This is a genomic window from Mycobacterium heidelbergense, from assembly GCF_010730745.1.
GTDB lineage: Bacteria > Actinomycetota > Actinomycetes > Mycobacteriales > Mycobacteriaceae > Mycobacterium > Mycobacterium heidelbergense.
Window position 1 is genome coordinate 794764 of sequence record NZ_AP022615.1, and the last position, 21190, is coordinate 815953.

16 protein-coding genes are annotated in these 21190 nt (G+C 69.8%); 4 read left to right on the forward strand and 12 right to left on the reverse strand.

The annotated features are described in order from the left end of the window. The first annotated feature begins 293 nt into the window (after positions 1-293). Positions 294-1604, forward strand: a complete 1311-nt coding sequence (locus tag G6N25_RS03795) for an NAD(P)/FAD-dependent oxidoreductase (RefSeq protein ID WP_083073834.1) — start codon at positions 294-296, stop codon at positions 1602-1604. 6 nt (positions 1605-1610) lie between these two features. Here the strand turns inward: G6N25_RS03795 and G6N25_RS03800 are convergent, their stop codons facing one another. Continuing rightward, on the reverse strand, positions 1611-1994 hold the full coding sequence (locus G6N25_RS03800; protein ID WP_083073833.1) for a MerR family transcriptional regulator: 384 nt from the start codon (positions 1992-1994) through the stop codon (positions 1611-1613). Between the two features lie 146 nt (positions 1995-2140). On the opposite strand from G6N25_RS03800, the gene G6N25_RS03805 reads away from it, so the two are divergent. Beyond that, positions 2141-2587, forward strand: coding sequence for an Hsp20/alpha crystallin family protein (locus G6N25_RS03805; protein ID WP_083073910.1), 447 nt, complete (start codon positions 2141-2143; stop codon positions 2585-2587). Here the strand turns inward: G6N25_RS03805 and ppsA are convergent, their stop codons facing one another. The 3 genes from ppsA to G6N25_RS03820 are packed head-to-tail and all read right to left on the reverse strand — an operon-like array spanning position 2588 to position 7307. Next, the gene (ppsA, locus tag G6N25_RS03810; RefSeq protein ID WP_083073832.1) at positions 2588-4897 is read right to left on the reverse strand and encodes a phosphoenolpyruvate synthase; all 2310 of its coding nucleotides are present in this window, start codon (positions 4895-4897) and stop codon (positions 2588-2590) included. It lies immediately after the preceding gene. A gap of 16 nt (positions 4898-4913) precedes the next feature. Beyond that, positions 4914-6407: a bifunctional aminoglycoside phosphotransferase/ATP-binding protein gene (locus G6N25_RS03815; protein ID WP_083073831.1), complete on the reverse strand. Its 1494-nt coding sequence runs from the start codon at positions 6405-6407 to the stop codon at positions 4914-4916. Positions 6408-6419: 12 nt separating this feature from the next. Then, on the reverse strand, positions 6420-7307 hold the full coding sequence (locus G6N25_RS03820; RefSeq protein ID WP_083073830.1) for a universal stress protein: 888 nt from the start codon (positions 7305-7307) through the stop codon (positions 6420-6422). A 190-nt stretch (positions 7308-7497) separates the two neighbouring features. Between G6N25_RS03820 and otsB the strand changes: the two genes are divergently transcribed. Next, positions 7498-11136 carry a trehalose-phosphatase gene (gene otsB, locus G6N25_RS03825; protein WP_276005525.1) on the forward strand — a complete coding sequence of 1213 codons (3639 nt, stop codon included), beginning with the start codon at positions 7498-7500 and terminating at the stop codon, positions 11134-11136. 128 nt (positions 11137-11264) lie between these two features. Continuing rightward, positions 11265-12077 carry a universal stress protein gene (locus G6N25_RS03830; protein WP_083073828.1) on the forward strand — a complete coding sequence of 271 codons (813 nt, stop codon included), beginning with the start codon at positions 11265-11267 and terminating at the stop codon, positions 12075-12077. On the opposite strand, the gene G6N25_RS03835 is transcribed toward G6N25_RS03830, so the two are convergent. From G6N25_RS03835 to G6N25_RS03870, 8 genes are all read right to left on the reverse strand, one after another. After that, the gene (locus tag G6N25_RS03835) at positions 12074-12955 is read right to left on the reverse strand and encodes a universal stress protein (protein WP_083073827.1); all 882 of its coding nucleotides are present in this window, start codon (positions 12953-12955) and stop codon (positions 12074-12076) included. The two genes, G6N25_RS03830 and G6N25_RS03835, sit on opposite strands and share 4 nt — an antisense overlap. Next, complete coding sequence (locus G6N25_RS03840; protein WP_158084869.1) at positions 12948-13523, reverse strand: GNAT family N-acetyltransferase; 576 nt, start codon at positions 13521-13523, stop codon at positions 12948-12950. The genes G6N25_RS03835 and G6N25_RS03840 overlap by 8 nt, the downstream gene beginning before the upstream one ends. Before the next feature lie 125 nt (positions 13524-13648). Next, complete coding sequence (locus tag G6N25_RS03845; protein ID WP_232065914.1) at positions 13649-15298, reverse strand: sensor histidine kinase; 1650 nt, start codon at positions 15296-15298, stop codon at positions 13649-13651. Between the two features lie 238 nt (positions 15299-15536). Then, a complete protein-coding gene (gene dosR, locus G6N25_RS03850; RefSeq protein WP_083073824.1) occupies positions 15537-16211 on the reverse strand; it encodes a hypoxia response regulator transcription factor DosR/DevR in 675 nt (224 codons plus the stop codon). A gap of 83 nt (positions 16212-16294) precedes the next feature. Then, entirely contained in the window at positions 16295-17155 is an 861-nt protein-coding gene (locus tag G6N25_RS03855) for a universal stress protein (RefSeq protein WP_083073823.1), read from the reverse strand. Between the two features lie 16 nt (positions 17156-17171). Next, positions 17172-17942 carry a universal stress protein gene (locus G6N25_RS03860; RefSeq protein ID WP_083073822.1) on the reverse strand — a complete coding sequence of 257 codons (771 nt, stop codon included), beginning with the start codon at positions 17940-17942 and terminating at the stop codon, positions 17172-17174. Between the two features lie 119 nt (positions 17943-18061). Then, complete coding sequence (locus tag G6N25_RS03865) at positions 18062-19039, reverse strand: 1-phosphofructokinase family hexose kinase (protein ID WP_083073821.1); 978 nt, start codon at positions 19037-19039, stop codon at positions 18062-18064. A 25-nt stretch (positions 19040-19064) separates the two neighbouring features. Next, entirely contained in the window at positions 19065-21107 is a 2043-nt protein-coding gene (locus G6N25_RS03870) for an erythromycin esterase family protein (protein WP_083073820.1), read from the reverse strand. Between the last annotated feature and the right edge of the window lie 83 nt (positions 21108-21190).

Here is a 21190-nt window from a genome sequence, read left to right on the forward strand (position 1 = left end):
TCGAGGGCTTCCGGGCCGCCCGGCGCTGCGCCCCGGCGGATACCTACTGCACTTGTGTCATCGTGGCGGCGACAAAATCAGCCACCAAACGAAGTCTATGAGCCAGGCAACGAAGTGCAAAGCACAGAACGGATGCCCGGGGCGGCCCGAACCGGGGCACGAGGACGTCCGCACCTTCGAATCGGTGCCGAGGCAGGTAAAGAGTTGGCGACCAACAACTTTCATGCCCGCCATCTCGGCGACGCCCGCGCCGACCCGGGACCGCCCGCCGAATCCGCTCTACACTCGGGACGGTGACCTCGATCGCGATAGTGGGCAGCGGCTTCACCGGATTCACCTGCGCCCGCCGGCTGGCCCGAATCCTCGGCCGGCGGCGCGCGCCGGTCGACATCACGATGATTTCTCCGGTCGATTACATGCTCTACACGCCGCTGCTGCCGGACGTCGCCGGCGGCGTCGTCGACGCCCGCTTCGTCGCGGTGCCCCTTGCCAACACGCTCGACGGTGTCCACACGGTGCGCGGCCGTGTCGACGGTGTCGACTTCGCGCGGCGCACCCTGACGTATTGCGATCCCGAGGAACGCAGCCACAGCCTGTCCTGGGACCGCCTGGTGCTGACCCCGGGATCGGTGACACGGCTGTTCGACGTGCCGGGGCTGGCGACGCACGCGCGGGGCCTGAAGACCACCGCCGAGGCGCTCTACCTGCGCGACCACTTCGTCGAGCAGCTCGAGCTGGCCAACATCGAGGACGACCCCAGGGCGGCCGCGGCGCGGCGCACCGTCGTGGTGGTCGGCGCCTCGTATTCGGGCACCGAGCTGGTCGCGCAACTGCGGGCGCTGGCCGACGCGGCGGCCAAGCAGATGGGATTCAAGGCCGCCGACGTCACGTTCCTGTTGCTCGATCTTGCCGACCAGGTCATGCCCGAGGTCGGCCAGAAGCTCGGCGATGCCGCGCTGAAGGTGCTGCGCCGCCGCGGCATCGACGTCCGGCTCGGCGTCACGCTCAAGGAGGCACACGCGGATCACGTTGTGCTGAGCGATGATTCGCGTATTGGCACGCACACGATCGCCTGGGTGACGGGGGTGACCGGCGCCCCGTTGATTCAGGATCTGGGGTTGCCGACCGAGCGGGGCCGCCTCAAGGTCCGGGCCGATCTCCAGGTGCCGGGGCACCCCGACGTCTTCGCGGCCGGTGACGCGGCCGCGGTTCCCGACCTGACGCAGCCCGGAAAGATCACGCCGCCCACCGCGCAGCACGCCACCCGCCAGGGCAAGGTGCTCGCCCGAAACGTCGCCGCCAGCCTCGGCTACGGCACGAACAAGCGATACAAGCACCGCAACCTGGGCCTGGTGGTCGACCTGGGGCCCGGGTATGCCGTGGCCAACCCGCTCAACGTGCACCTGTCGGGGCTGCCCGCGAAGGCCGTGACCCGGGCCTACCACCTCTACGCGATCCCGCGGCCGGTCAACCGGTGGGCGGTGTCGCTGGCCTACCTGACCGACGCGCTGTTCGACCGGTCGGTGGTATCGATCGGCCTGTCCTCCGAGGAGGGCGCGCAATTCGCGGCCAGCGAGGGCATCCCGATGCCGAAGACCAGCTGACGCGCATCAGGTCGCGTCCGCCTCCCGCCGCTTGGCGGCCCCCCTCGACGGGGTCACCTTCGCCGAGTTCCGCAAGGAGCGGTTGGTGGACCGCAGGTCGGTATTGGCCGCCGATAGGGCGGCGTTGTCGTCTTCCAGGCTCAGGATGCGGGCAATGCCGGCCAGGTTGACCCCGGCGTCGACCAGCGCGCTGATGCGCTGCAGCCGGGTCAGGTCGTCGGCGCTGTAGCGTCGGGTCCCGCCGCCGCTTCGGGCCGGCCGCAAAAGCCCATGCCGTTCGTAGAGGCGCAGTGACTGCACCGCGACGCCGGAAAGCTCGGCGGCCACCGAGATTCCGTACACCCCCCGATCGGGCGCCGGCGCACCGCTGTCGCCAGTGTTGTCCGTCATCGGGCGTCTCCTTAGCAAACAGACACAGAAAACCTGTTTATCACAGTTGCATCCTACTGTCGATAGTGCTATATAAAACCTATGTCGCTTGACATAGAAAAATAGCAGGCTTTCACACGATCAGATTGGAGTGAGACGTGACCGCCATGCTGATGCGTACCGACCCGTTCCGTGAGCTGGACCGCTTCGCCCAGCAAGTGCTGGGCACGGCCGCCCGGCCCGCGGTGATGCCGATGGACGCCTGGCGCGAGGGAGAACAGTTCGTCGTCGAGTTCGACCTGCCGGGCATCGACGCCGACACGCTCGACATCGACATCGAGCGCAACGTCGTGACCGTGCGTGCCGAGCGGCCGGCCGTCGACCCCGACCGCGAGATGCTGGCCACCGAGCGGCCGCGGGGGGTGTTCAGCCGCCAGCTCGTGCTCGGCGAAAACCTCGACACCGAAAGGATCGAGGCCTCCTACCGCGAAGGCGTCTTGAGCCTGCGCATCCCGGTTGCCGAAAAGGCCAAGCCGCGCAAGATTTCGGTCGCCCGCGGCAACGGACACCAGGCCGTCGACAGCGCCTCGAAGCGGGAGGTCATAGACGCCTGATCATCCGGCGGGGTGGGGCCGGCCCAGCGCCGCCTCCAGCAGCAACCGGCGTTCGGCGGCGGCGACCGTCCGCCGGGTGGCCGCCGCCGCGTCCGGGTTGACCGACACCGAGGTGATACCCATGCGAACGAGATGCTCCGCGAAGCTGGGATTGGTCGACGGCGCCTGACCACACAGCGACGACGTGATGCGGTGTTTGCGCGCGATCGCCACGATGCGAGCGAGGGCATCGAGGACGGAGCCGTCGGATTCGTCGAATAACTCGGCGCAGATATCGGAATCGCGGTCGACTCCGAGGATCAGTTGGGTGAGGTCGTTGCTGCCGATGGAGACGCCATCCACGCCCAGCCCGATGTATTCGGGCAGCCAGTACATGACGGAGGGCACCTCGGCCATGACCCAGCGATGCAGGCCGCGCTGGGCGCCCAGCGGGCTCCGGTCGACGAGCGACAGGCAGGCCTCCAGTTCCCATCGCGTCCGCACGAACGGAATCATCAGGTGCACGTTGGGATTCCGCTCGCGCACCCGAGCCAATGCCTCGAGTTCCAGGGCGAACAGATGCGGGTCGGTGATGTAGCGGTAGCACCCGCGGTAGCCGATCATCGGGTTGTGCTCGACCGGCTCGTAGGCGGCGCCGCCACGCAGGCCGCGGAACTCGTTACTGCGGAAGTCGGTGGCACGGTAGACGACCGGCCGGGTCCCGAAGGCCGACGCGATGCGCCCGACGGACTCCACCATCGCATCGACGAGATGGGCCTGCTCGCCGTGGGCGATGAGGTCGCGCGGGTGCCTCCCCGAAAGCGCCTGGGTCAGCATGAATTCGGCGCGCAGTAAACCGACGCCGTCGACGTCCTGCGCGGCGACCGCTTCGGCCGTGTCGGGCATGGCCAGGTTGACGTAGATCTTGGTGCCGGTCGTTTCGCCGCCACCCGACGGGGCCGGTGGCTCGACCACCGACAGCCCGGCGGCGCGGGCCTGCGGGCCGAGAGCCCCGGCGCTGACGCTTCCCCGCCCGCCGTCCACGATGACCGTTTGGCCATCGTGCAGGACCGTGGTCGCGTCCCGGGCCCCCACCACGCACGGAACCCGGAGCTCGCGCGCCACGATGGCCGCGTGACAGGTCATGCCGCCGGTCTCGGTCACCAGCGCCGCCGCGCGGCGGATCGCCGGCAGCCAGTCCGGATTTGTCATCGGGGCGACCAGGATCTCGCCGTCGAGCAACCGGCCGCCCTCGTCGGGAGAGTGCAGGACGCGCACCCGGCCGGACGCCGAACCGGGCGCGGCCGGCAGCCCGCGAACGAGCACGCCGCCCGCCTTCGAATCGTCGGACGCGGTGGCGCCCAACGTGGTGATGGGCCTGGCTTGCACCAACCACGTCTTGCCGGCGGCGATGGCCCATTCGACATCCTGCGGGCAGCCGTGGTGGGCTTCGACCGCGATCGCCAATTCGGCGATGCGGCGCAGCGACGCGTCGTCCAGGACGCGCGCATCGGCCTGTGCCGGGTCCAGCTCCACGATGACATCGCGTCCCTGCCCACCGCGCTCGATCTTGAACGCCTGGTGGCCGACCTTGACGTCGACGACCTGCAGCGTCTTCTTGTCGACCACGTAGGTGTCGGGCTGGACCTTTCCGGACACCACGACCTCACCCAGGCCGAGCGCGGCCTCGATGACGATGTGCCCCGACTCGCCCGTGCTGGGGTCGGTGGTGAACGCGACCCCGGCCCGTTCGGAGGCGATCATCTGCTGGACGACGACGGCCATCGCGGGATCGGCCGTGAAGCCGCGGCTGGCGCGGTAGGCGATCACCCGGGGGCTGAACAGCGAGGCCCAGCATTGCCCGACGGCGTCGACCACCGCGTCGTCGCCCGTCACGTTCGTCAGCGTCCGGTTCATCCCGGCAAACGATGCGTCGCGGCCGTCCTCGCCCGTCGCCGAAGACCGCACCGCCACAACGCAGTCGGCGCCGAGCCGGCGGTACGCGCTCAGCAGCTGGCCGCGAACGTCCTCGCCGACACCGGCTTTGGCCACCAGGTGCTGCATTCGCCCGCAGAGCTCGGAGAGGCGGGCGCCGTCGTCGACGCTCGCCAGCGCCTCGCGGTGCAGGGCGGCGAGTTCGGCGTCCACCCCGCCGGCCCGCATCGAGGCGAGGTAGCCGCCCCGCAGCAGCACGAAGCCGGCCGGGACCGGAAGGCCGGCGGCGACCAGCTCGCCCATGTTGGCGCCCTTGCCGCCGGCTTCCTCGGCGTCGGCCAGGCGCAGGGTCGATATGTCCGCGACGTAGTCGCTCACCCGGGTTTCCGCTGACATGCCTTCTCCTTCTCGCCTAGGCCGCCCGACGCCAGGCATCGAGGGCTTCTCGCACTGAGTCGCGGACGGGCCGCGAGGTGTCGATCCGGTGCGCGGTGTCCCAACCGGCGCGCCGCTCGGCCAGGGCCGCGGCGATCTCGGGGGTCACCTCCGAGTTGCCCCCGCGCCTCGTCGCTATTCGGCCGGCCGCCGTGTCGGCCGTCGCCGAGCACGCGAATTCCACGATCGCCGAGTGCGTTTGGGAAGCGAGGCGATGGGCGTGGGCGCGCGCGTCGGGATCCCGCCAGGTGCCGTCGAGGATGACCGATCGCCCATCGCCCAGCAACGGGCGCGCCCGGCGCAGGACGGCCTCGTAGACCGTCGCGACCTTGTCCGGGCTGTACAGTCCCCGATCCAGGACTCCGGCGTCCCCGCTGATGACGCCCGACTCCCGTAGTTCCCGGCGTACATCATCGGTTGAAATGATCTGTGCCCCAGTCTGTTCGGCGAGCGCACGCGCCAGGGTGGACTTGCCGGTGCCCGGGTTCCCGCCGACCAGCGCCAGGCGGACGGCGCCGCCGCGGAGGCGCCGGGCCGCGATGTCCAGGTGCCGCGCGGCGTCCGCGGCGGCCTCGGACTTGCCCTGGGACAGCCGCACGCAGTCGACCTTCGCCCTGACGACGGCGCGGTAGGCGATGTAGAAGTCGCGCAGCGCCGGCGGCGTCGGATGGCCCGAATGCGCCGCGTAGCGTTGCAGGAAATGGTCGCCGAGGTCCTCGCGGCCGAGGAACTCCAGGTCCATCGCGAGGAAGGCCGCGTCGTCGACGCAGTCGACGTAGCGAAGTTCGTCGTCGAACTCCAGGCAGTCGAGCAGCGCCGGTTCGCCCTGCGCCCAGAAGATGTCGTCGGCGAGGAGATCGCCGTGGCCGTCGACGATGAACCCGTCGTCGACGCGGCGCCGGAACAGGGCCGCGCGGCCCGAGAGGAATTCGTCGGCGAGGCGCCCGACTGACGCCAGGGATTCGGCCGACAGGGTGCTGCCCGCGTAGCGGTCGAGCTCCGCCAGGTTCTCGCGCCAGCGTTCGCGGATCGCGCCGGCCTCGCCCTGGGCGCTGATCACCGGGCCCCGCTCGGCGCGCTCGTGAAAGCGGGCCAACACCGCGGCGATGGCGTCGAGCACGCCCGCGACGGACCCGTCGCGATCGCGGGTCACCATGGACGCCAACCGCTGGTTGTCGTGGTAGCGGCGCATGACGACGATCGGTTCCTCCGGCCCCCCGGCGGGGTCCGTGAGATGGGCGACTCCGAGATAGCTGTCGGGCGACAGCCTGCTGTTCAACTCGACTTCCCGACGGCAGGCGCGCTCGCGCCGTTCCGGCGTGCGGAAGTCGAGAAAGTCGGTCAATACGGGCTTCTTCGCCTTGAACGCCCGGTCGCCGACCAGCACGACCACACCGGTGTGAGTCTCGTGCACGTCGACGTACGGCGCCGCGGTCATCGTCGCGGGCTCAGCGTCGGTCGCCGTGGACATTTCCCATGGGCCCTAGGCCGGCCGCGCCACGATGACGGGCATCCGGACCGAGTGCACGACGGCGTTGCTGACCGAACCCAGCAACGTCCTGGCGATGCCGCCGCGGCCGTGACTGCCGACGACGACGAGTTGCGCGGATTCCGATTGTTCGATCAACTGGCGAGCCGGCCGGTCGCACACGAGGAGTCGCCGCACCGTGACGTCGGGGTAGCGTTCTTGCCAGCCCGCCAGGCGTTCGGCGAGGCTGCGTTCGGCTTCGTCCTTCACCAGCGCCCAGTCGAACCCGGGCATTTCGAGCACCTGAACGTCGCTCCACGCGTGCAGCGCGTTGAGTTCGACCCCGCGGCGGGACGCCTCGTCGAACGCGATGGCCGTCGCAAGCTCCGAGGCGGGCGAGCCGTCGATGCCCACCAGCACGGGTGCCTGCAGGGGGTGGGGCATCAGCGGGTCTTCGTCCCGGATCACCGCGACGGGGCACTTCACGTGCCGGACGACGCCCGAACTGACCGAACCCAGCAAGGCCCGGCCCACCGCTCCGCGCCCGTTGTTGCCGACGACGATCATTTCCGCCTCTTCGGACAGGTCGGCCAGGGTCGGCACCGGGGGTGAGCACCTCAGCTCGGTGTTTATCGCGACCTTGCGAGCCGCCTTGACGGCGTCTTCGGCGATCTTCACCGCCTGCGCGAGAACCTGCCGGCCGTCCTCTTCCTGCCAGAGCGCGACCCCGGCGGGAAGCGGTATCTGGGGAAACGTCGGCACGTACGCGCTGTACATGTGGACCAGCGTCAGCGGCACGTTGCGCATCGCCGCGTCGCGGGCCGCCCAGCAGACGGCCGCATGCGATGGGGCCGATCCGTCGACTGCGGCGACGATGCCATAGCGCTTCGCGGATGTGGTCATGTGAATCTCCCTCGGTCACCGAAAACGCTATTGCCCGAGGCGTCGTCGATCATGAGGCTTTAGTCCCCAACCGCGTGGACCTGAGACCTTCCCGCGCCGGGCCGGGGTTGACCGCGGCCCGCGACGTGGCATCGTCACACGGGTGACCGAATGGCCCGCCACCATCGACCGGCGCTACCACGATGCCGTGCTGCTCGGGCCCGACACCGTCGTGACGCGGACCGCCCCGGGTGTCTCGGAGATCCGCGATTCGGCCGTCCCGTTGTTGCGGCGGCTGCGGGACGTGGGCGTCGCCACCGCCATCTACCGATCCACCCCGGACGCCGCGCGGGCCGTGCGGGCCGCCGGGATCGACGAACTCGTCGGCGTCCTCGCCGGCGACGACGCGAGCGCCGCAACGCTCACCGCGGCGGACCTGACCGCAACCGCAAACCGCATGGGGGCCAGCCCCGTCCGTTGCGTGGTCGTCGCGCGCGATCAAGCCGGGGTAAGGGCCGGCAGCGACGGCGGCTTCGGCCTGGTCATCGGGCTCGAGCGCGACGGAAACGCCGACGAGTTGTTGTCGTGCGGGGCCGACACCGTGGTGGGCGACCTCGCCGAGATCTCGGTGCAGCGCGGTGGCGGTGCCATGTCGGCCATCGCCGATGCGATGCAGGCCTACAGCCAGCTGAAGGAGCTGGTGGCGACGCGACGACCGGCGGTGTTCCTCGACTTCGACGGCACGCTGTCCGACATCGTCGACCGGCCGGACTCGGCCACACTGGTCGACGGCGCCGGGGAAGCGTTGCGCGCGCTGGCCGCGCGGTGTCCCGTCGCGGTGATCAGCGGCCGCGACCTGGGCGATATTCGCGAACGGGTCGGGATCGACGGGGTGTGGTATGCGGGCAGCCACGGCTTTGAGCTGCTCGCCCCGGACGGGACCCACCACGAGAACGCGGCCGCTGCCCGCGTCACCGGCACCGTCGCGCGCGCGGCCCGCCGACTGGCGGAGGCGCTGAGCGACGCCCCGGGAATAACGGTGGAGCACAAGCGCTTTGCGGTCGCCGTTCACTACCGCAATGCCGACCCCGACGACGTCGACCGGGCGGTCGTCGCGACCCGGGAGGTCGGGCGCTCCGAGGGCCTGCGGGTGACCCCCGGCCGCAAAGTCATCGAGCTTCGCCCCAGCATGGACTGGGATAAGGGGACGACGCTCAGTTGGCTGATCGAACACCTCACTGACACCGGAGACACCGGTGCGGTGCTGCCGATCTACATCGGCGATGACATCACCGACGAAGACGCCTTCGACGCCGTGCTGTTCGACGGCGCGGGGATCGTGGTGCGCCACGACGAAGACGGTGATCGCCCGTCCGCCGCGCTGTTCAGCCTGCGGAGTCCGACCGCGGTCACCGAATTCGTCGGGAGGTTGGCGAAGGATCTGGGGCGGGCGGCCGCGGCGCCGGGCGACGGCTGGGAACTCGTCTACGAGGGCTACGACCCGAGCGGCGAGCGGCTGCGCGAGGCGCTGTGCACCGTCGGCAACGGCTACGTCGCGACCCGTGGCTGCGCCCCGGAGTCGGCGGCGTCCGAGGCGCACTACCCGGGCACCTATGCGGCCGGCGTGTACAACCAGCTCGCCGACCGGGTCGCGGGCCGCGCCATCGAGAACGAGAGCCTGGTCAACCTGCCGAACTGGCTTGCGCTGACATTCCGCATCGACGGCGAGGCGTGGTTTGACGTCGACGACACCGAATTGCTGTCCTACCGGCAGACATTCGACCTGCGGCACGCGACGTTGACCCGCCAACTGCGATTCCGGGACGGCTCGGGCCGGATCTCGGCGCTGACCCAGCAACGGTTCGCCTCCATGCACCAGCCCCACGTGCTTGCCATGCAAACCACGATCTGCGCCGAAAACTGGTCGGGCACAGTCGAGTTCAGGTCGCTGATCGACGGGACGGTGCGAAACACCCTGGTGGACCGCTACCGCTCGTTGTCGAGCGCTCACCTCACCGGGGCGGTGATAGCCGACGTGGAACCCGACACGGTGATATTGCGGACCCGAACGTCCCAGTCACGCATCGCGATCGCGGTGGCGGCGCGCAGCACCGCCTGGTGCGGCGACGTCCGGGCCGACGCGCGGTACGCGCCCGTGCGCGAAGGCAACCGGGGCGGTCACGACGTCCAGGTTGCGGTTTCCGCGGGGCAGCCCATCACGCTGGAGAAGGTCGCGACCATCCTCACCGGCCGGGACACCGCGATATCCGAACCGGCCGACACCGCGCGGCAACACCTCGACGCGGCCGGTCGATACGCCGAGCTGCACCAGCAGCACGCCCGCGCGTGGGCCCGGCTGTGGGAACAATTCAACGTCGGCCTGGCCGACGGCGCGGCGGCGGAGCGGGTGCTGCGGCTGCACCTGGTGCACCTGCTGCAGACCATCTCGCCGCACACCGCCGAACTCGATGCCGGGGTGCCGGCGCGGGGCCTGCACGGTGAGGCCTACCGCGGCCACGTCTTCTGGGACTCGTTGTTCGTCTCCCCGGTGCTGAGCGTGCGGATGCCGAACGTGGCCCGGTCGTTGCTGCTTTATCGGCACCGGCGGCTACCGGAGGCCCGCCGCGCGGCCCGCAGCGCGGGGCATCTCGGCGCGATGTATCCCTGGCAATCGGGCAGCGACGGCCGTGAGGCGAGCCAGCAACTGCATCTCAATCCGCGGTCCGGCCGGTGGAATCCGGATCCCAGCGCACGCGCACATCACGTCGGGCTCGCCATCGCGTACAACACGTGGCAGCACTACCAGGTGACCGGCGACCGGCAGTGGCTCGTCGACTACGGGGCCGAGATGCTGGCCGAGATCGCGCGTTTCTGGGCCGGTCTGGCCAGCTTCGACGACAGTCGCGGCCGCTACACGATCCGGGGGGTCATCGGCCCCGACGAGTTCCATTCGGGCTACCCGGGCCGGGAATGCGACGGAATAGACAACAACGCGTACACCAACGTGATGGCGGTCTGGGTGATCCTGCGCGCGATGGACGCGCTGGACCTGCTGCCGCTGCGGGATCGACTCGACCTCGTCGCGAAGGTCGATCTGACGGCGTCGGAGCTCGATCGGTGGGACCACGTGACGCGGCGCATGTTCATCCCGTTCCATGACGGCGTGATCAGCCAGTTCGAGGGCTATTGCGAACTGGCGGAACTGGATTGGGAGCGCTACCGGCAGCGGTACGGGGACATCCGGCGCCTCGACCGGATCCTGGAAGCCGAAGACGACAGCGTGAACAAGTACAAGGCGTCCAAGCAGGCCGACGCCCTGATGCTGTTCTACCTGCTGTCGTCGGACGAGCTGCTGGGCGTGATCGGCCGGCTCGGTTACCGCTTCGCGCCCGAGCAGATCCCGAAAACGGTCGATTACTACGTGTCGCGCACCTCGCACGGATCGACGTTGAGCGCCGTGGTGCATTCGTGGGTCCTCGCCCGCGCCAACCGGCACCTGGCCATGGAGTACTTCCAGCAGGTGCTGGATTCCGACATCACCGACATCCAGGGCGGGACCACAGCGGAAGGGATACACCTGGCCGCGATGGCCGGCAGCGTCGACCTGCTGCAGCGGTGCTTCACCGGGCTGGAGACGCGCGACGACCGGCTGATAGTCGGCCCGCACTGGCCGGAAGCGCTCGGCCCGATCGAGTTTCCCCTGGTGTACCGCGGCCAACGCCTTCACCTGCGAGTCAGCGGACGGGCGGGCGCGCTGACCTCCGAGGCCGGAAACGCCGCACCGATCACGGTGGAATGCCGCGGCCGCGTGCAGCGGCTGCCGCCCGGGCGCACCATCGAGGTCGCCTGAAGGTTCCCCGGCAGGTGACCCATTGCCCCGGAACGGGGGTCCAACGGCCCTGATCGATGCCGCCGTCACCCAATAACGTTGGGGCCCGGGGATGCCCCGTTACCCAGCCATCGGACCGGGAGGACGCGATGAACCATCCACAGCCATCGGAGCGGATCGTGGTGGGCATCGACGGCTCGGACGCCGCGATCGACGCGGCCAAGTGGGCGGTCGTCGAGGCCACCAGCCGCGATATTCCGCTTCGGGTGATCCACGCGATCCCCGAGCGCCGGCCGGCCGAAAACGCCGGCGACGAGAGCCTGGACATCGAATACGGCGAGGCGGCGCTTCGGGTCGCCTACGCCGAACTCCATGCCACGGGCGAGCCGGTCAAGATCGAAACCGAGCTCGTGCAGGGCCCACCGGACACCGCCTTGATCAGGGAATCAGGCCGCGCGGCAATGATTTGCCTCGGTTCGGTTGGGATCGGGCCGGTCGCCCGCAAGGTCCTCAGCTCCACCGCCGAGGGCGTCGCGAAGAATGCGCGTTGCCCGGTGGCCATCATCCGCGGCGTCCACCATGGCGACCGGCCACCCTCGGGATCGATCGCCGTCGTCGTCGACGATTCGGCCGGCAACGACACGGTGCTCGAGCACGGCTTCAGGGAAGCGCGACTTCGCCACGCACCGATCCTGGCGCTGGGAGCCTGGCGATGGGGTCTCGGTGAAATCCCCTACGATCAGCTGAATCGTCGGCTCGGCCGGTGGGTGAACGAGCACCGCGAGGTGCACGTCCAGCCGGCCGCCGCCAGGCTGGGGGCCGCCGAATTCCTGGCGAACACGCAGGAGCCCGTGCAACTCGCCGTGGTGGGCGATGCGGACGCCGGCGACGTCGCGCGGATGGTCGGTCCGCTTCATCCCCGTTTCGGGCACACCGGGTGTTCGGTGCTCATCGCGCGCTAACCACGAACGACGATCACCGGGACCCGCGCCGATTGGGCCACGGCGGAGCTGACCGAGCCCAGGAGCATGCCGGGAAAGCCGCCGCGGCCACGGCTGCCCACCACGACGAGCTGAGCGCGTTCGGACTCCTTGAGCAGCCACTGGGAAGGCTTGTCGCAGAACAGCAATCGCTCGACGTGCACGTCCGGGTACCGTTCCTGCCAGCCGGCGAGGCGTTCGGCCAGGACCTCGTGCCCCTGGCTCTCGCGGTCGCGCCAGTCCATCCCGAGGACCGGAAAGACCCCCACGTCGCTCCACACGTGTACCGCCACGAGCGTCACCCCTCGGCGTGCGGCTTCGTCGAACGCCAGGGCGGCCGCCGCCTCCGATGCCGGGGATCCGTCGATGCCCAGCACGACGGGCGCCCCCGGATCCGGACCCCCGCCGCCATCGGTATGGATGACCGCGACCGGACAGTGGGCATGGTGGACCAGGCCCGTCGTGACCGAGCCGAGCAGCAGGCGGCCCAACGCGCCGAGCCCCTGGCTGCCGGCGACGACCATCCAGGCGTCCTTTGACGCGTCAATCAATGCCGGCGCGACGGCCGAATAGGGTGTCAGGGCGCGTATCTCGGGCGTCTCGGAACCGGCAAGGGCGGCGGCGAGCGCCGCGCGGGCCCGATCGATGACGCGCCGGCCGTCCTCTTTCTGCCACTCGGGCATGTCCGCGTACAGCTGACCCACCGGCCAGCCGACGACCACGGGCGGAATCGCATGCATCAGCGTGATGGGCAACCGGTGCATGACGGCCTCGCGGGCCGCCCACGCCACGGCGGCGTCCGATGCCGCCGACCCGTCGACGCAGACCAGGACCCCGTGTGTCGTTGTGGCTTCAGGCATGTTGCCCTTCCCGCCGCGGGACGTCGGCGGTGCCGGTCGGTGCTTCCCGCAGAATCCCTGGCAGGTCGATCTCCACATGGCGAACCGACCCCTCCGGCAATCGCTCACAGCGCCAACCGAAGTCGGATATCACCTGGAGCATCAGGTGGTTTTCGGTCAAGACATCGGCGACGAATCGCCGTATCCCGCGGGTTGCGGCGATCTGGGCGAGGTGTTCGAGCAGGGCCGTTCCCACGCCGATCGAATGGTCCTCGTGTGCAACGACGACCGCGATTTCGGCGGCGGTCGGGTCGGCGGTGACCGTGTAGCTCGCCACGCCGATGAGCCGATCCCCGTCGAACGCGCCCAGCGCGTACCGCCCGGGCCCGGGTCCGATCATCGTGCCGGCCAGCTGGTGCAGCCCCACCGCGCCCAGCGTGAAAAAGCGCAGGTAACGATCGCGGTCGCTGAGGTGTTGGTGAAGCGCGACAACGGCTTCGGCGTCGTCGGCGGTGAGGCGGCGCAGGGAGACGACGCGCCCGTCCAGCAACCGACACGTTGCCGCGTACCGCACCGGCGGACCGTCCATCACCCTCCTCGATGCCATCCCGACCCGGCCATTCGGCCTGCGGAAGACGTTATCCCGGCCGCCGGCGACGCGGGAGGGCCGTTGGGCCTTGCGCCCGCGCCACTGGTCCCACCCGGGTCACGGCGTCAGCGATCGGTCAGCGGGGCGGTCCAGTGCACCCGGGTGCCGCCCTCCGGTGGAGTGGTGATCTCGCAGGTGCCGCCGAGTTGTTCGGCGCGGTGTTTCATGTTGGCCAGGCCGCTGGTGCGCGGATTGTCGGCGGGAATGCCGCGGCCGTTGTCGCTGACGTCGAGGGTGAACATGTCGGCGACGCTGACCTCGACGGTCAGCCGCGACGCCCCGGAGTGGCGAACGGCGTTGCTGACGGCCTCCGCGGTGACCGCCTCGGCGTGCTCGGCGAGTTCCCCGTCGACGGCGGTCATCGGCCCGTGCGTGCGGATCGTCGTCACGATGTCGCGGTTTTCGGTCAGGTCGGCGATGATCCGTTGAATCCGCTGTCGAAAGTCGAGATCCCTCCCCAAGGGGGATTTGAGCTGGAAGATGGTCGCCCGGATCTCTTCGATGATGGTTTGGAGATCATCGAGCGTGCGGTTGAGCCGGTCGGCGACCTCCGGCGAACGCGCCCTGGCCAGCGTGCCCTGCAGGTCCATGCCGGCGGCGAACAGCCTCTGGATGACATGGTCGTGCAAGTCGTGCGCTATGCGCTCGCGCTCGGCGAGGATGGTCAGCCGGCGCGCGTCCTCCCGGGCGGACGCCAGCACGAGCGCCATCGCGGCGTGCGTGGCGAAATCGCTCACCAGGTCGAGATAGCTCTCGTCGAAGGGCGGTTGGTCAGCGCCGCGCGCGATCGCGATCACGCCGGCGACCCGATCGTGGGCGCGCAGCGGCATGACGATGGCCGGGCGCTGCCCGACGTCGGTGAACGCCTGAATCGGGTACTTCAGCAACTCGGTGATTAGCGGTTTGCCAGAACGGAAGACGGCGCCACTGGTGGAACCGTCGACCGGGACTCTCCGACCGATCACCTCGGAGGCATAGACCCCCACCGCCGCGGACACCACCAGCGTGTCGATCTCGTCATCGGGCAGCTCGGGGTCGGCCGGAACGAGCACGATCGCCTGTTCGGCGTCGGTCACGGCCCGCGCGCGTTCGGCGATCAGCTCGAGCGGCCGCACGTGCGGCCCGGCGCTGGACAGCAGGGCGGTGGTGATTTCACGGCTGGCCTCCATCCATTTCACCGACGTCCGCTCGCGCTCGAAGAGTTGCGCGTTGTCGATGGCGACCGCCGCCGCGAACGCCAGCGCGCGAGCGGCAACCTCGTCGGATTCGGAGAACGCCAGGGCGGGATCGTCGTGGGTGAGATAAAGGTTGCCGAACACCGTCCCACGAATGGTGATCGGCACCGCGAGAAAGGCCCGCATGGGGGGGTGGTGCTCGGGAAATCCGACGGCGGCCGGGTGCGCGGTCAGGTCGTCCATGCGCAGGGCCGGCGTGTCGAGGAGCGACAGGCTCAGCACCCCCTTGCCGACCGGTAGGTGCCCGATGAGCCGGGCCGTGTCCTCGTCGATTCCCTGGTGAACAAATCGGAGCAGGTCACCCTCGGGATCGCGAACGGCCAGGGCGCCGTAGGGGGCGGAGGTCAATTCCCTGGCCGCGGCGATGATCCGGCGCAGCGTCGTGTCGAGGTCGAGGTGCGCGCCGATCTCGACGATCACCCGGAGCAATTGCTCCATCTGGTCGCGCGCCGCCAGCAGCTCGTCGAGCTGCTCATGCATCCGGTTAACGAGTCCACGCCGGCCGAGCCCAGCAAACGCCGAGCCGCTTTCGTCGCTGGCCACCCGACCCGATACCTCCACGAGGCTTTCAGTCATGTGGCGCCCTGCGTCGGGCGAGACGCGGGTGCCTGCGGCCAGCTTAAACCCATTTCGCCGGGCGCCCAAGGTCGCCGTCCCGCTCGGCCCAGCTAACGGGCCGGCCCCGACCAGCAAAACGGGACCGGGTGGTGTGGGCGGTCTATCCGCGCGCGGCCGGCCAGTCCGGGCCGGCGACCTGGCCGGGCCGTTGATCCAGTTTGGAGGCGAACACGGCCGCCTGCGTCCGCCGTTCCATGCCCAGCTTGGCCAGCAACCGCGACACGTAGTTCTTCACCGTTTTCTCGGCGAGAAACATTCGGGCGGCGATCTGCCTGTTGGTCAGGCCCTCGCTGAGCAGCCCGAGCAGGGTTCGCTCCTGATCGGTCAGCCCGGACAACGGGTCCTCGCGTTCGGCCGTGCCGCGAAGCTTTGCCATCAGGGCGGCGGCGGCCCGGTTGTCCAGCAGCGATTTACCGGCGCCGACCTCTTTGATCGCATGGGCCAGCTCCATGCCCTTGATGTCTTTGACCACGTAGCCGCTGGCGCCGGCCAGAATCGCCTCGAGCATCGCTTCGTCGGAGGTGAACGACGTCAACATCAGGCACCGCAGGTCGGGATGATCGGAGACCAGGTCGCGGCACAATTCGATCCCGTTCCCATCGGGCAGGCGCACGTCGAGGACGGCGACGTCGGGCCGCAACGCCGGTATCCGCGCTTTCGCCTCGGAGATGGAGCCGGCTTCCCCGACGATTTCCAGTTCGGGGTCCGATGCGAGGAGATCGGCGAGGCCGCGTCGCACCACCTCATGGTCATCGACGAGGAAAACCTTGACCATTACGGGCCCTTCCTGCCGGGCGTGCGAGGCAAGAGTCATTGGACGACCGCCCCAATATCCCATATTTTCCGCCTTGCCCAAACTCATAAATGTCGTTGATTGACGATCAACAGTGAGCAGTCGGCGTCCTGCAGTATCGCGCTGCCGGCGGGTCCGACGAGTTCGCTCACGTGCTGGCGGTCGTGGGCGCCGACGATCACCAGACCCACCGACCGGTGCTGGTAAGCCAGGTACTCCAGCAGGCTGCCGCGCACCGCCGTCGACTCCACCCGCAGCTGCGGATGGTGTCGCTTCCAGCGGGCCAGCCGGCGGTCCAGGTCGGCGAGGGCCCCGCGGTCGCCCTCGCTGTCCGCCGCTCCCCTCCCGCCCGGCGGGGTCGGGCGGCAGACGATCACCTGCAGGGCGGCGTCGCGCACCCCGGCCTCCTCGATGGCGGCGCCCAGCAACACGCCGTTGTCGGGAAACCCGTCCACCTCGACGAGGATCCGGCCCGCCGGCCGGTGCGGCGGGCCGTCGCGGGCCCGGACGATCGCCACGGGGCACCGCGCCGAGGTGGCCAGGGCCGCGGCGGTGGAACCCACCCGACCCGGCCGGAAATGACGTAACCCGACCGCGCCCACGCACACCATGGCCGCCGACGCCGACGCGCTGACCAACGATGCGGTCGCGGGCCCGTAAGCGATCTCGGTTTCTATTTTCACCGGCCTGCCCACGGCCTCAATGGCCATGCGGGCGTGGCCAATTGCGGTGTTCGCGGTGACCGGCCCGCCCGCCGCGTCATCGCGCCCGGTTTCCCGGTTGTCGTCCGGCTCGACCGCGCACACGAGACGGAGGGGGGCGTCACGACCGATCGCCTCGTCGACCGCCCAGACCGCCGCCCGGGTCGCCGCCTTGGAGCCATCGACACCGACGACGACCGGCCGGGGCGTGGCTGACTCTTTCATCGGTGCGCCTTCGGCTTTAGTGGCGGACCACCAGCACCGAGCAGTCCGGGAAGCCAACGATCGGATGGCAATTCGGCGTGGCAAGCCCGGCCATCTCCTCGGCGTCCGCGCTGCCGACGACGGCCAGTTCGATCGCGCCACCCTGCTTGTCGCCCGACGTCACCCCGGTGCCCGCGGCAACCGTCTGCACCCGCACGTCCGGATAACGCCGGACCCAGCTGTTCAATCGCCGATCGATCTGCCGCACGGTGGCGTGGCGCCGCCGTCCCTCCTCCATGGCGTGCCGCACAACGTCGTCGTTGTCCGGCTCGTCGTTGAGCACGACGGCGATCACACCGAGGTCCGTCGGCGATCCGTCGGGATTGGTGCGGATGATCGCAACCGGACACGGCGCGTGAGCCACCAACGCCGCGGCGGTCGGACCCAACAGCCCGTCGCAGGCCCACCCCCGCCGGGCGGTGCCCACGCAGACCAGAGCCGCGTCCTGCGATTCGTTGGTCAGCACTTGCGCGGGATCCCCCGAGAGGACGGCCGTTTCGACCTCGACCGGCTTTCCCACGCTCTGCACGGCGCAGTCGGCCTGGGACAGCGCGATCTCGGCGCGTTCGAGCTCCCACTCCGAGGTGGGCGCCGACGCGGTGTGCGCGCCCGGGCGCGGGATGACATAGATGAGGCGAAGGGGCATCTGCCGGCTCAGCGCCTCGTCGACCGCCCACTTGGCGGCGTTCACCGCGGCGCGCGAGCCGTTGATACCCACGATCACCGACTTCGCGTCCAGCTGGTTCATGTCGGCTCCTGACTCGTTCGATCGCTCGATGTCAGGCTATTGCGCCGGCGCGGTTGGCGGAGGGGTCGTTAGGCCTCATCTGGGAAGCCGTTCGTCCCCAAGCGGCGATCCGGGTGCTTTCAGGGGCGGGGAACGTCGCAGGGTTCCGCGGATCGGGCGAACAACCTTTCCACGTCCGCGCGCTCGCAGGCGGCCGTTCCCGGCGTCATCAGCATCGCCGCGCCCGCGGCGATGCCCAACCGAACCGATTTGGAAAGCGGCCAGCCGCGACCGAGCCCGACGGTGATGGCGGCGACCATCGCGTCACCCGCCCCCACCCCGCTCCCGCCCGCCATCGGAATTGCCGAAAAGCGCTGGCTCGCACGCCGTGTCGTAAGCAGCGCGCCATGGGATCCCAAGGACACCAGCACCACGTGCGCGCGGCCGCTGTCCACGAGTTGGTGTGCGGCGGCGATTTGGTCGGCTTCGGTGGCCAGCGACCGTCCGACGCATTCCCGCAGTTCTCGCACGCTGGCCTTGAGGAGGAACACCCCCGAGGACACGTGCTGCAGGCCGCCGCCGGAGGTGTCCAGGATGAGTCGGGCGCCCCGGTGCCGGCAGATGTCGGCCACCCGCTGGTAGAAGTCGGCGGTTACGCCGGGCGGCAGGCTGCCACTGGCCACCACGAATTCGGCCGATTCCGTTGCCGCCCGTAGCTGCTCGAGGCAGTGCGCCTGTTCGCGGACGGTCAGCCGCGGCCCCGGCAGGACGAACCGGTACTGCTGGCCGCTGCTGGTTTCGTTGACGGTGAGGCTCTCGCGCGTCGACGCGGCGATCGGGACTTTCCGGAACGGCACGCCCGCATCGCCGAGAAGGCTCACGAGAAGATCCCCGGTCGGCCCGCCGGCGGGAAACACCGCCACGACCGACGCACCGAGCACGCGCGCGACGCGAGCGACGTTGATGCCACCGCCACCCGGGTCGTAACGCGTTGTCTGGCAACGCAATTTTTCGGTCGGCCGCACGAGGTCGACGCTCGTCGTGATGTCAAGCGCCGGGTTCATCGTCAGCGTGGCGATCTGCGCTTGGCCGGGAGCCGGCTCGGCTGGCGTCCGCATGCTTCTCGTGGCCCCGCGTCCGCGGTTACAAGCCGCTCGGGTACGTCTCCGGCGTTTCGCCGGCGATCCACAGGCTCGTGGGTTCGAGCGGTTCGAGCGCCCGCGTCGTGTCGATGTGGATCATCGCGTCGAACTGGTCGGCCGCCCGGACGTGGAAGTAGTGGCTCTGCCGTTCGGTCTCGGGCCGGTAGATCACGCCGATGGCGCGCCCCAATCGAACGGTGCCGAGCGGCTCCGCGGCCTCGGGGCTGAGGAGCGCCGACACGCAGAACGCGTCCCTGCCGGTCTCGTGGAGCAGTTCTTCGATGCTGCCGTTCAGCGCCGGGCGCACGGCTTTTCGTTCGGCGGCGCCGCCCCACTCGCTGGCGGCGGTCACCGTGCCGGCGTAGGTGCTGAACCCGATGAGGCGGCACTTCTCGCCATACCGCTGGCGGACGAGCTGGCCGAGCGTGAGCTGTCCGTCGGCCCACACTTCCGTGGCCCGCGCGTCCCCGACGTGAGAGTTGTGGGCCCACACCACAATTCGTGCGGTCGGCACGTCGTGGTGGCGGTCCAGGTGGTTCAGCAGCGCCTCGAGGGTCTGCGCCATGTGCTTGTCACGCAAGTTCCACGAGGTGACCCGCCCGCTGAACATCGCGCGGTAGTACACCTCCGCGTTGCGCACCGTTTGCGCATTCTGCTGGGCGTAGAACGCTTCATCCTCGGAGAGCAGGCCATCCCTGCGCGCGTAGGCCAGCCCCTTGCGCCGGATCTCGACCAGCTGCTCGACCACTTCGTTCTCGCAGGATGGGCCGGCGCCGAACGCCGCCGAAAAGCCGTACGCCTGACCGTCGTCGGCCGACGCGTGGTCGAAGCAGGCGTAACGCTCCCGCGCCCGCGCCGCGGCCGCCGGGTCGACCCTGTCGAGATAGGTGATCACTTCGTGCATGGACCGGTGCAGGCTGTAGAGGTCCAGGCCGTAGAAGCCGGCCTGCCGCTGATCGCTCGACTCGTGCAGTCGGTTGTGGGCGCGTAGCCATTCGGCGAAGTCACGAACGACGGTGTTGCGCCATATCCACGCCGGGAAGCGCTCGAATCCGCTCAGCGCTTCGTCGGCGTCGTTGTCGTCGCCGAGGCCGCGCACGTAGCGATTCACCCGGTAGGCGTCGGGCCAGTCGGCCTCCGCGGCGACGGCGCAGAAACCCTTCTCCTCGATCAGCCATTTCGTGATGGCGGCCCGGGCCTCGTAGAACTCGTGCGTGCCGTGGGAGCTCTCGCCGATCAGCACGATCCGCGCGTCGCCGATCAGCGCCTCCAACGTCGTGCGCGGCGGGATGCCCTGCGGCGCATCGATGGCCACGCTGCCGACCACCTCGGCCGGTGTCCGCGCCGCGGGCCCGCTTGGCGGGGCCTCGGTCGTCGGGGTGGCCAGCAGCCGACGAACCTCTTCGTCGGTGACCTGGCGGAAGTCCCAGAACGACTCCCCCACCGCGAGGAACGGGGTGGGCATCGACGCGCACACGACGTCGTCGACGAGGCCGGCGAATTCCCGGCAGGTGGATTCCGCGGCCGCCGGCACCGCTATCACGACATGCGCGGGCCCGGCTTCGCGCAGCGCCTGCACCGCCGCGAACATGCTTGCGCCCGTGGCCAAACCGTCGTCGACGAGGATGACCGTCTTGCCGGCCACGTCGACGGGCGGACGCCCGTCGCGGTAGGCGGCTTCGCGCCGGACCAGCTCCCGGCCCTCACGGTCGGCGATGGCGCGCAGGTCCTGCGGCGTGATCCGCAAACCCCGCACGACATCGTCGTTGATCACCACGCGACCCCCGCTCGCCAGTGCCCCCACCGCGAACTCCTCGTGGCCGGGGGCGCCGAGTTTGCGCACGATCAGGGTGTCCAGCGGGGCGTGCAGCGCGGCCGCCACCTCGAACGCGACGGGGAGCCCACCCCGGGCCAGGCCCAGGACGATCACGTCCTGTCGGTCGCGGTAGGCGCCAAGGAGGTTTGCCAGTACCCGGCCGGCCTCGCGGCGGTCGCGGAACACGCGCCGGGGGGCGTGGCGGGTGGCATCGGCTGCTCTAGTCATCACGCACCACGATTACTGTCCGCCGGCGGGCTGGACGTGCACATGCCGCCCGGCCGGCGCTGAACGGGAAGAGTGCTCATCGG

Coding starts and splice junctions, on each gene's coding strand:
- G6N25_RS03845 (WP_232065914.1), bottom strand. CDS start 15,298: ATGCATGAGCAGCTCGACGAGCTGCTGGCGGCGCGCGACCAGATGGAG.
- G6N25_RS03865 (WP_083073821.1), bottom strand. CDS start 19,039: ATGCGGACGCCAGCCGAGCCGGCTCCCGGCCAAGCGCAGATCGCCACG.
- G6N25_RS03830 (WP_083073828.1), top strand. CDS start 11,265: ATGAACCATCCACAGCCATCGGAGCGGATCGTGGTGGGCATCGACGGC.
- G6N25_RS03800 (WP_083073833.1), bottom strand. CDS start 1,994: ATGACGGACAACACTGGCGACAGCGGTGCGCCGGCGCCCGATCGGGGG.
- G6N25_RS03820 (WP_083073830.1), bottom strand. CDS start 7,307: ATGACCACATCCGCGAAGCGCTATGGCATCGTCGCCGCAGTCGACGGA.
- dosR (WP_083073824.1), bottom strand. CDS start 16,211: ATGGTCAAGGTTTTCCTCGTCGATGACCATGAGGTGGTGCGACGCGGC.
- G6N25_RS03805 (WP_083073910.1), top strand. CDS start 2,141: ATGCTGATGCGTACCGACCCGTTCCGTGAGCTGGACCGCTTCGCCCAG.
- G6N25_RS03835 (WP_083073827.1), bottom strand. CDS start 12,955: ATGCCTGAAGCCACAACGACACACGGGGTCCTGGTCTGCGTCGACGGG.
- G6N25_RS03840 (WP_158084869.1), bottom strand. CDS start 13,523: ATGGACGGTCCGCCGGTGCGGTACGCGGCAACGTGTCGGTTGCTGGAC.
- G6N25_RS03815 (WP_083073831.1), bottom strand. CDS start 6,407: ATGTCCACGGCGACCGACGCTGAGCCCGCGACGATGACCGCGGCGCCG.
- G6N25_RS03855 (WP_083073823.1), bottom strand. CDS start 17,155: ATGAAAGAGTCAGCCACGCCCCGGCCGGTCGTCGTCGGTGTCGATGGC.
- G6N25_RS03870 (WP_083073820.1), bottom strand. CDS start 21,107: ATGACTAGAGCAGCCGATGCCACCCGCCACGCCCCCCGGCGCGTGTTC.
- G6N25_RS03860 (WP_083073822.1), bottom strand. CDS start 17,942: ATGAACCAGCTGGACGCGAAGTCGGTGATCGTGGGTATCAACGGCTCG.
- ppsA (WP_083073832.1), bottom strand. CDS start 4,897: ATGTCAGCGGAAACCCGGGTGAGCGACTACGTCGCGGACATATCGACC.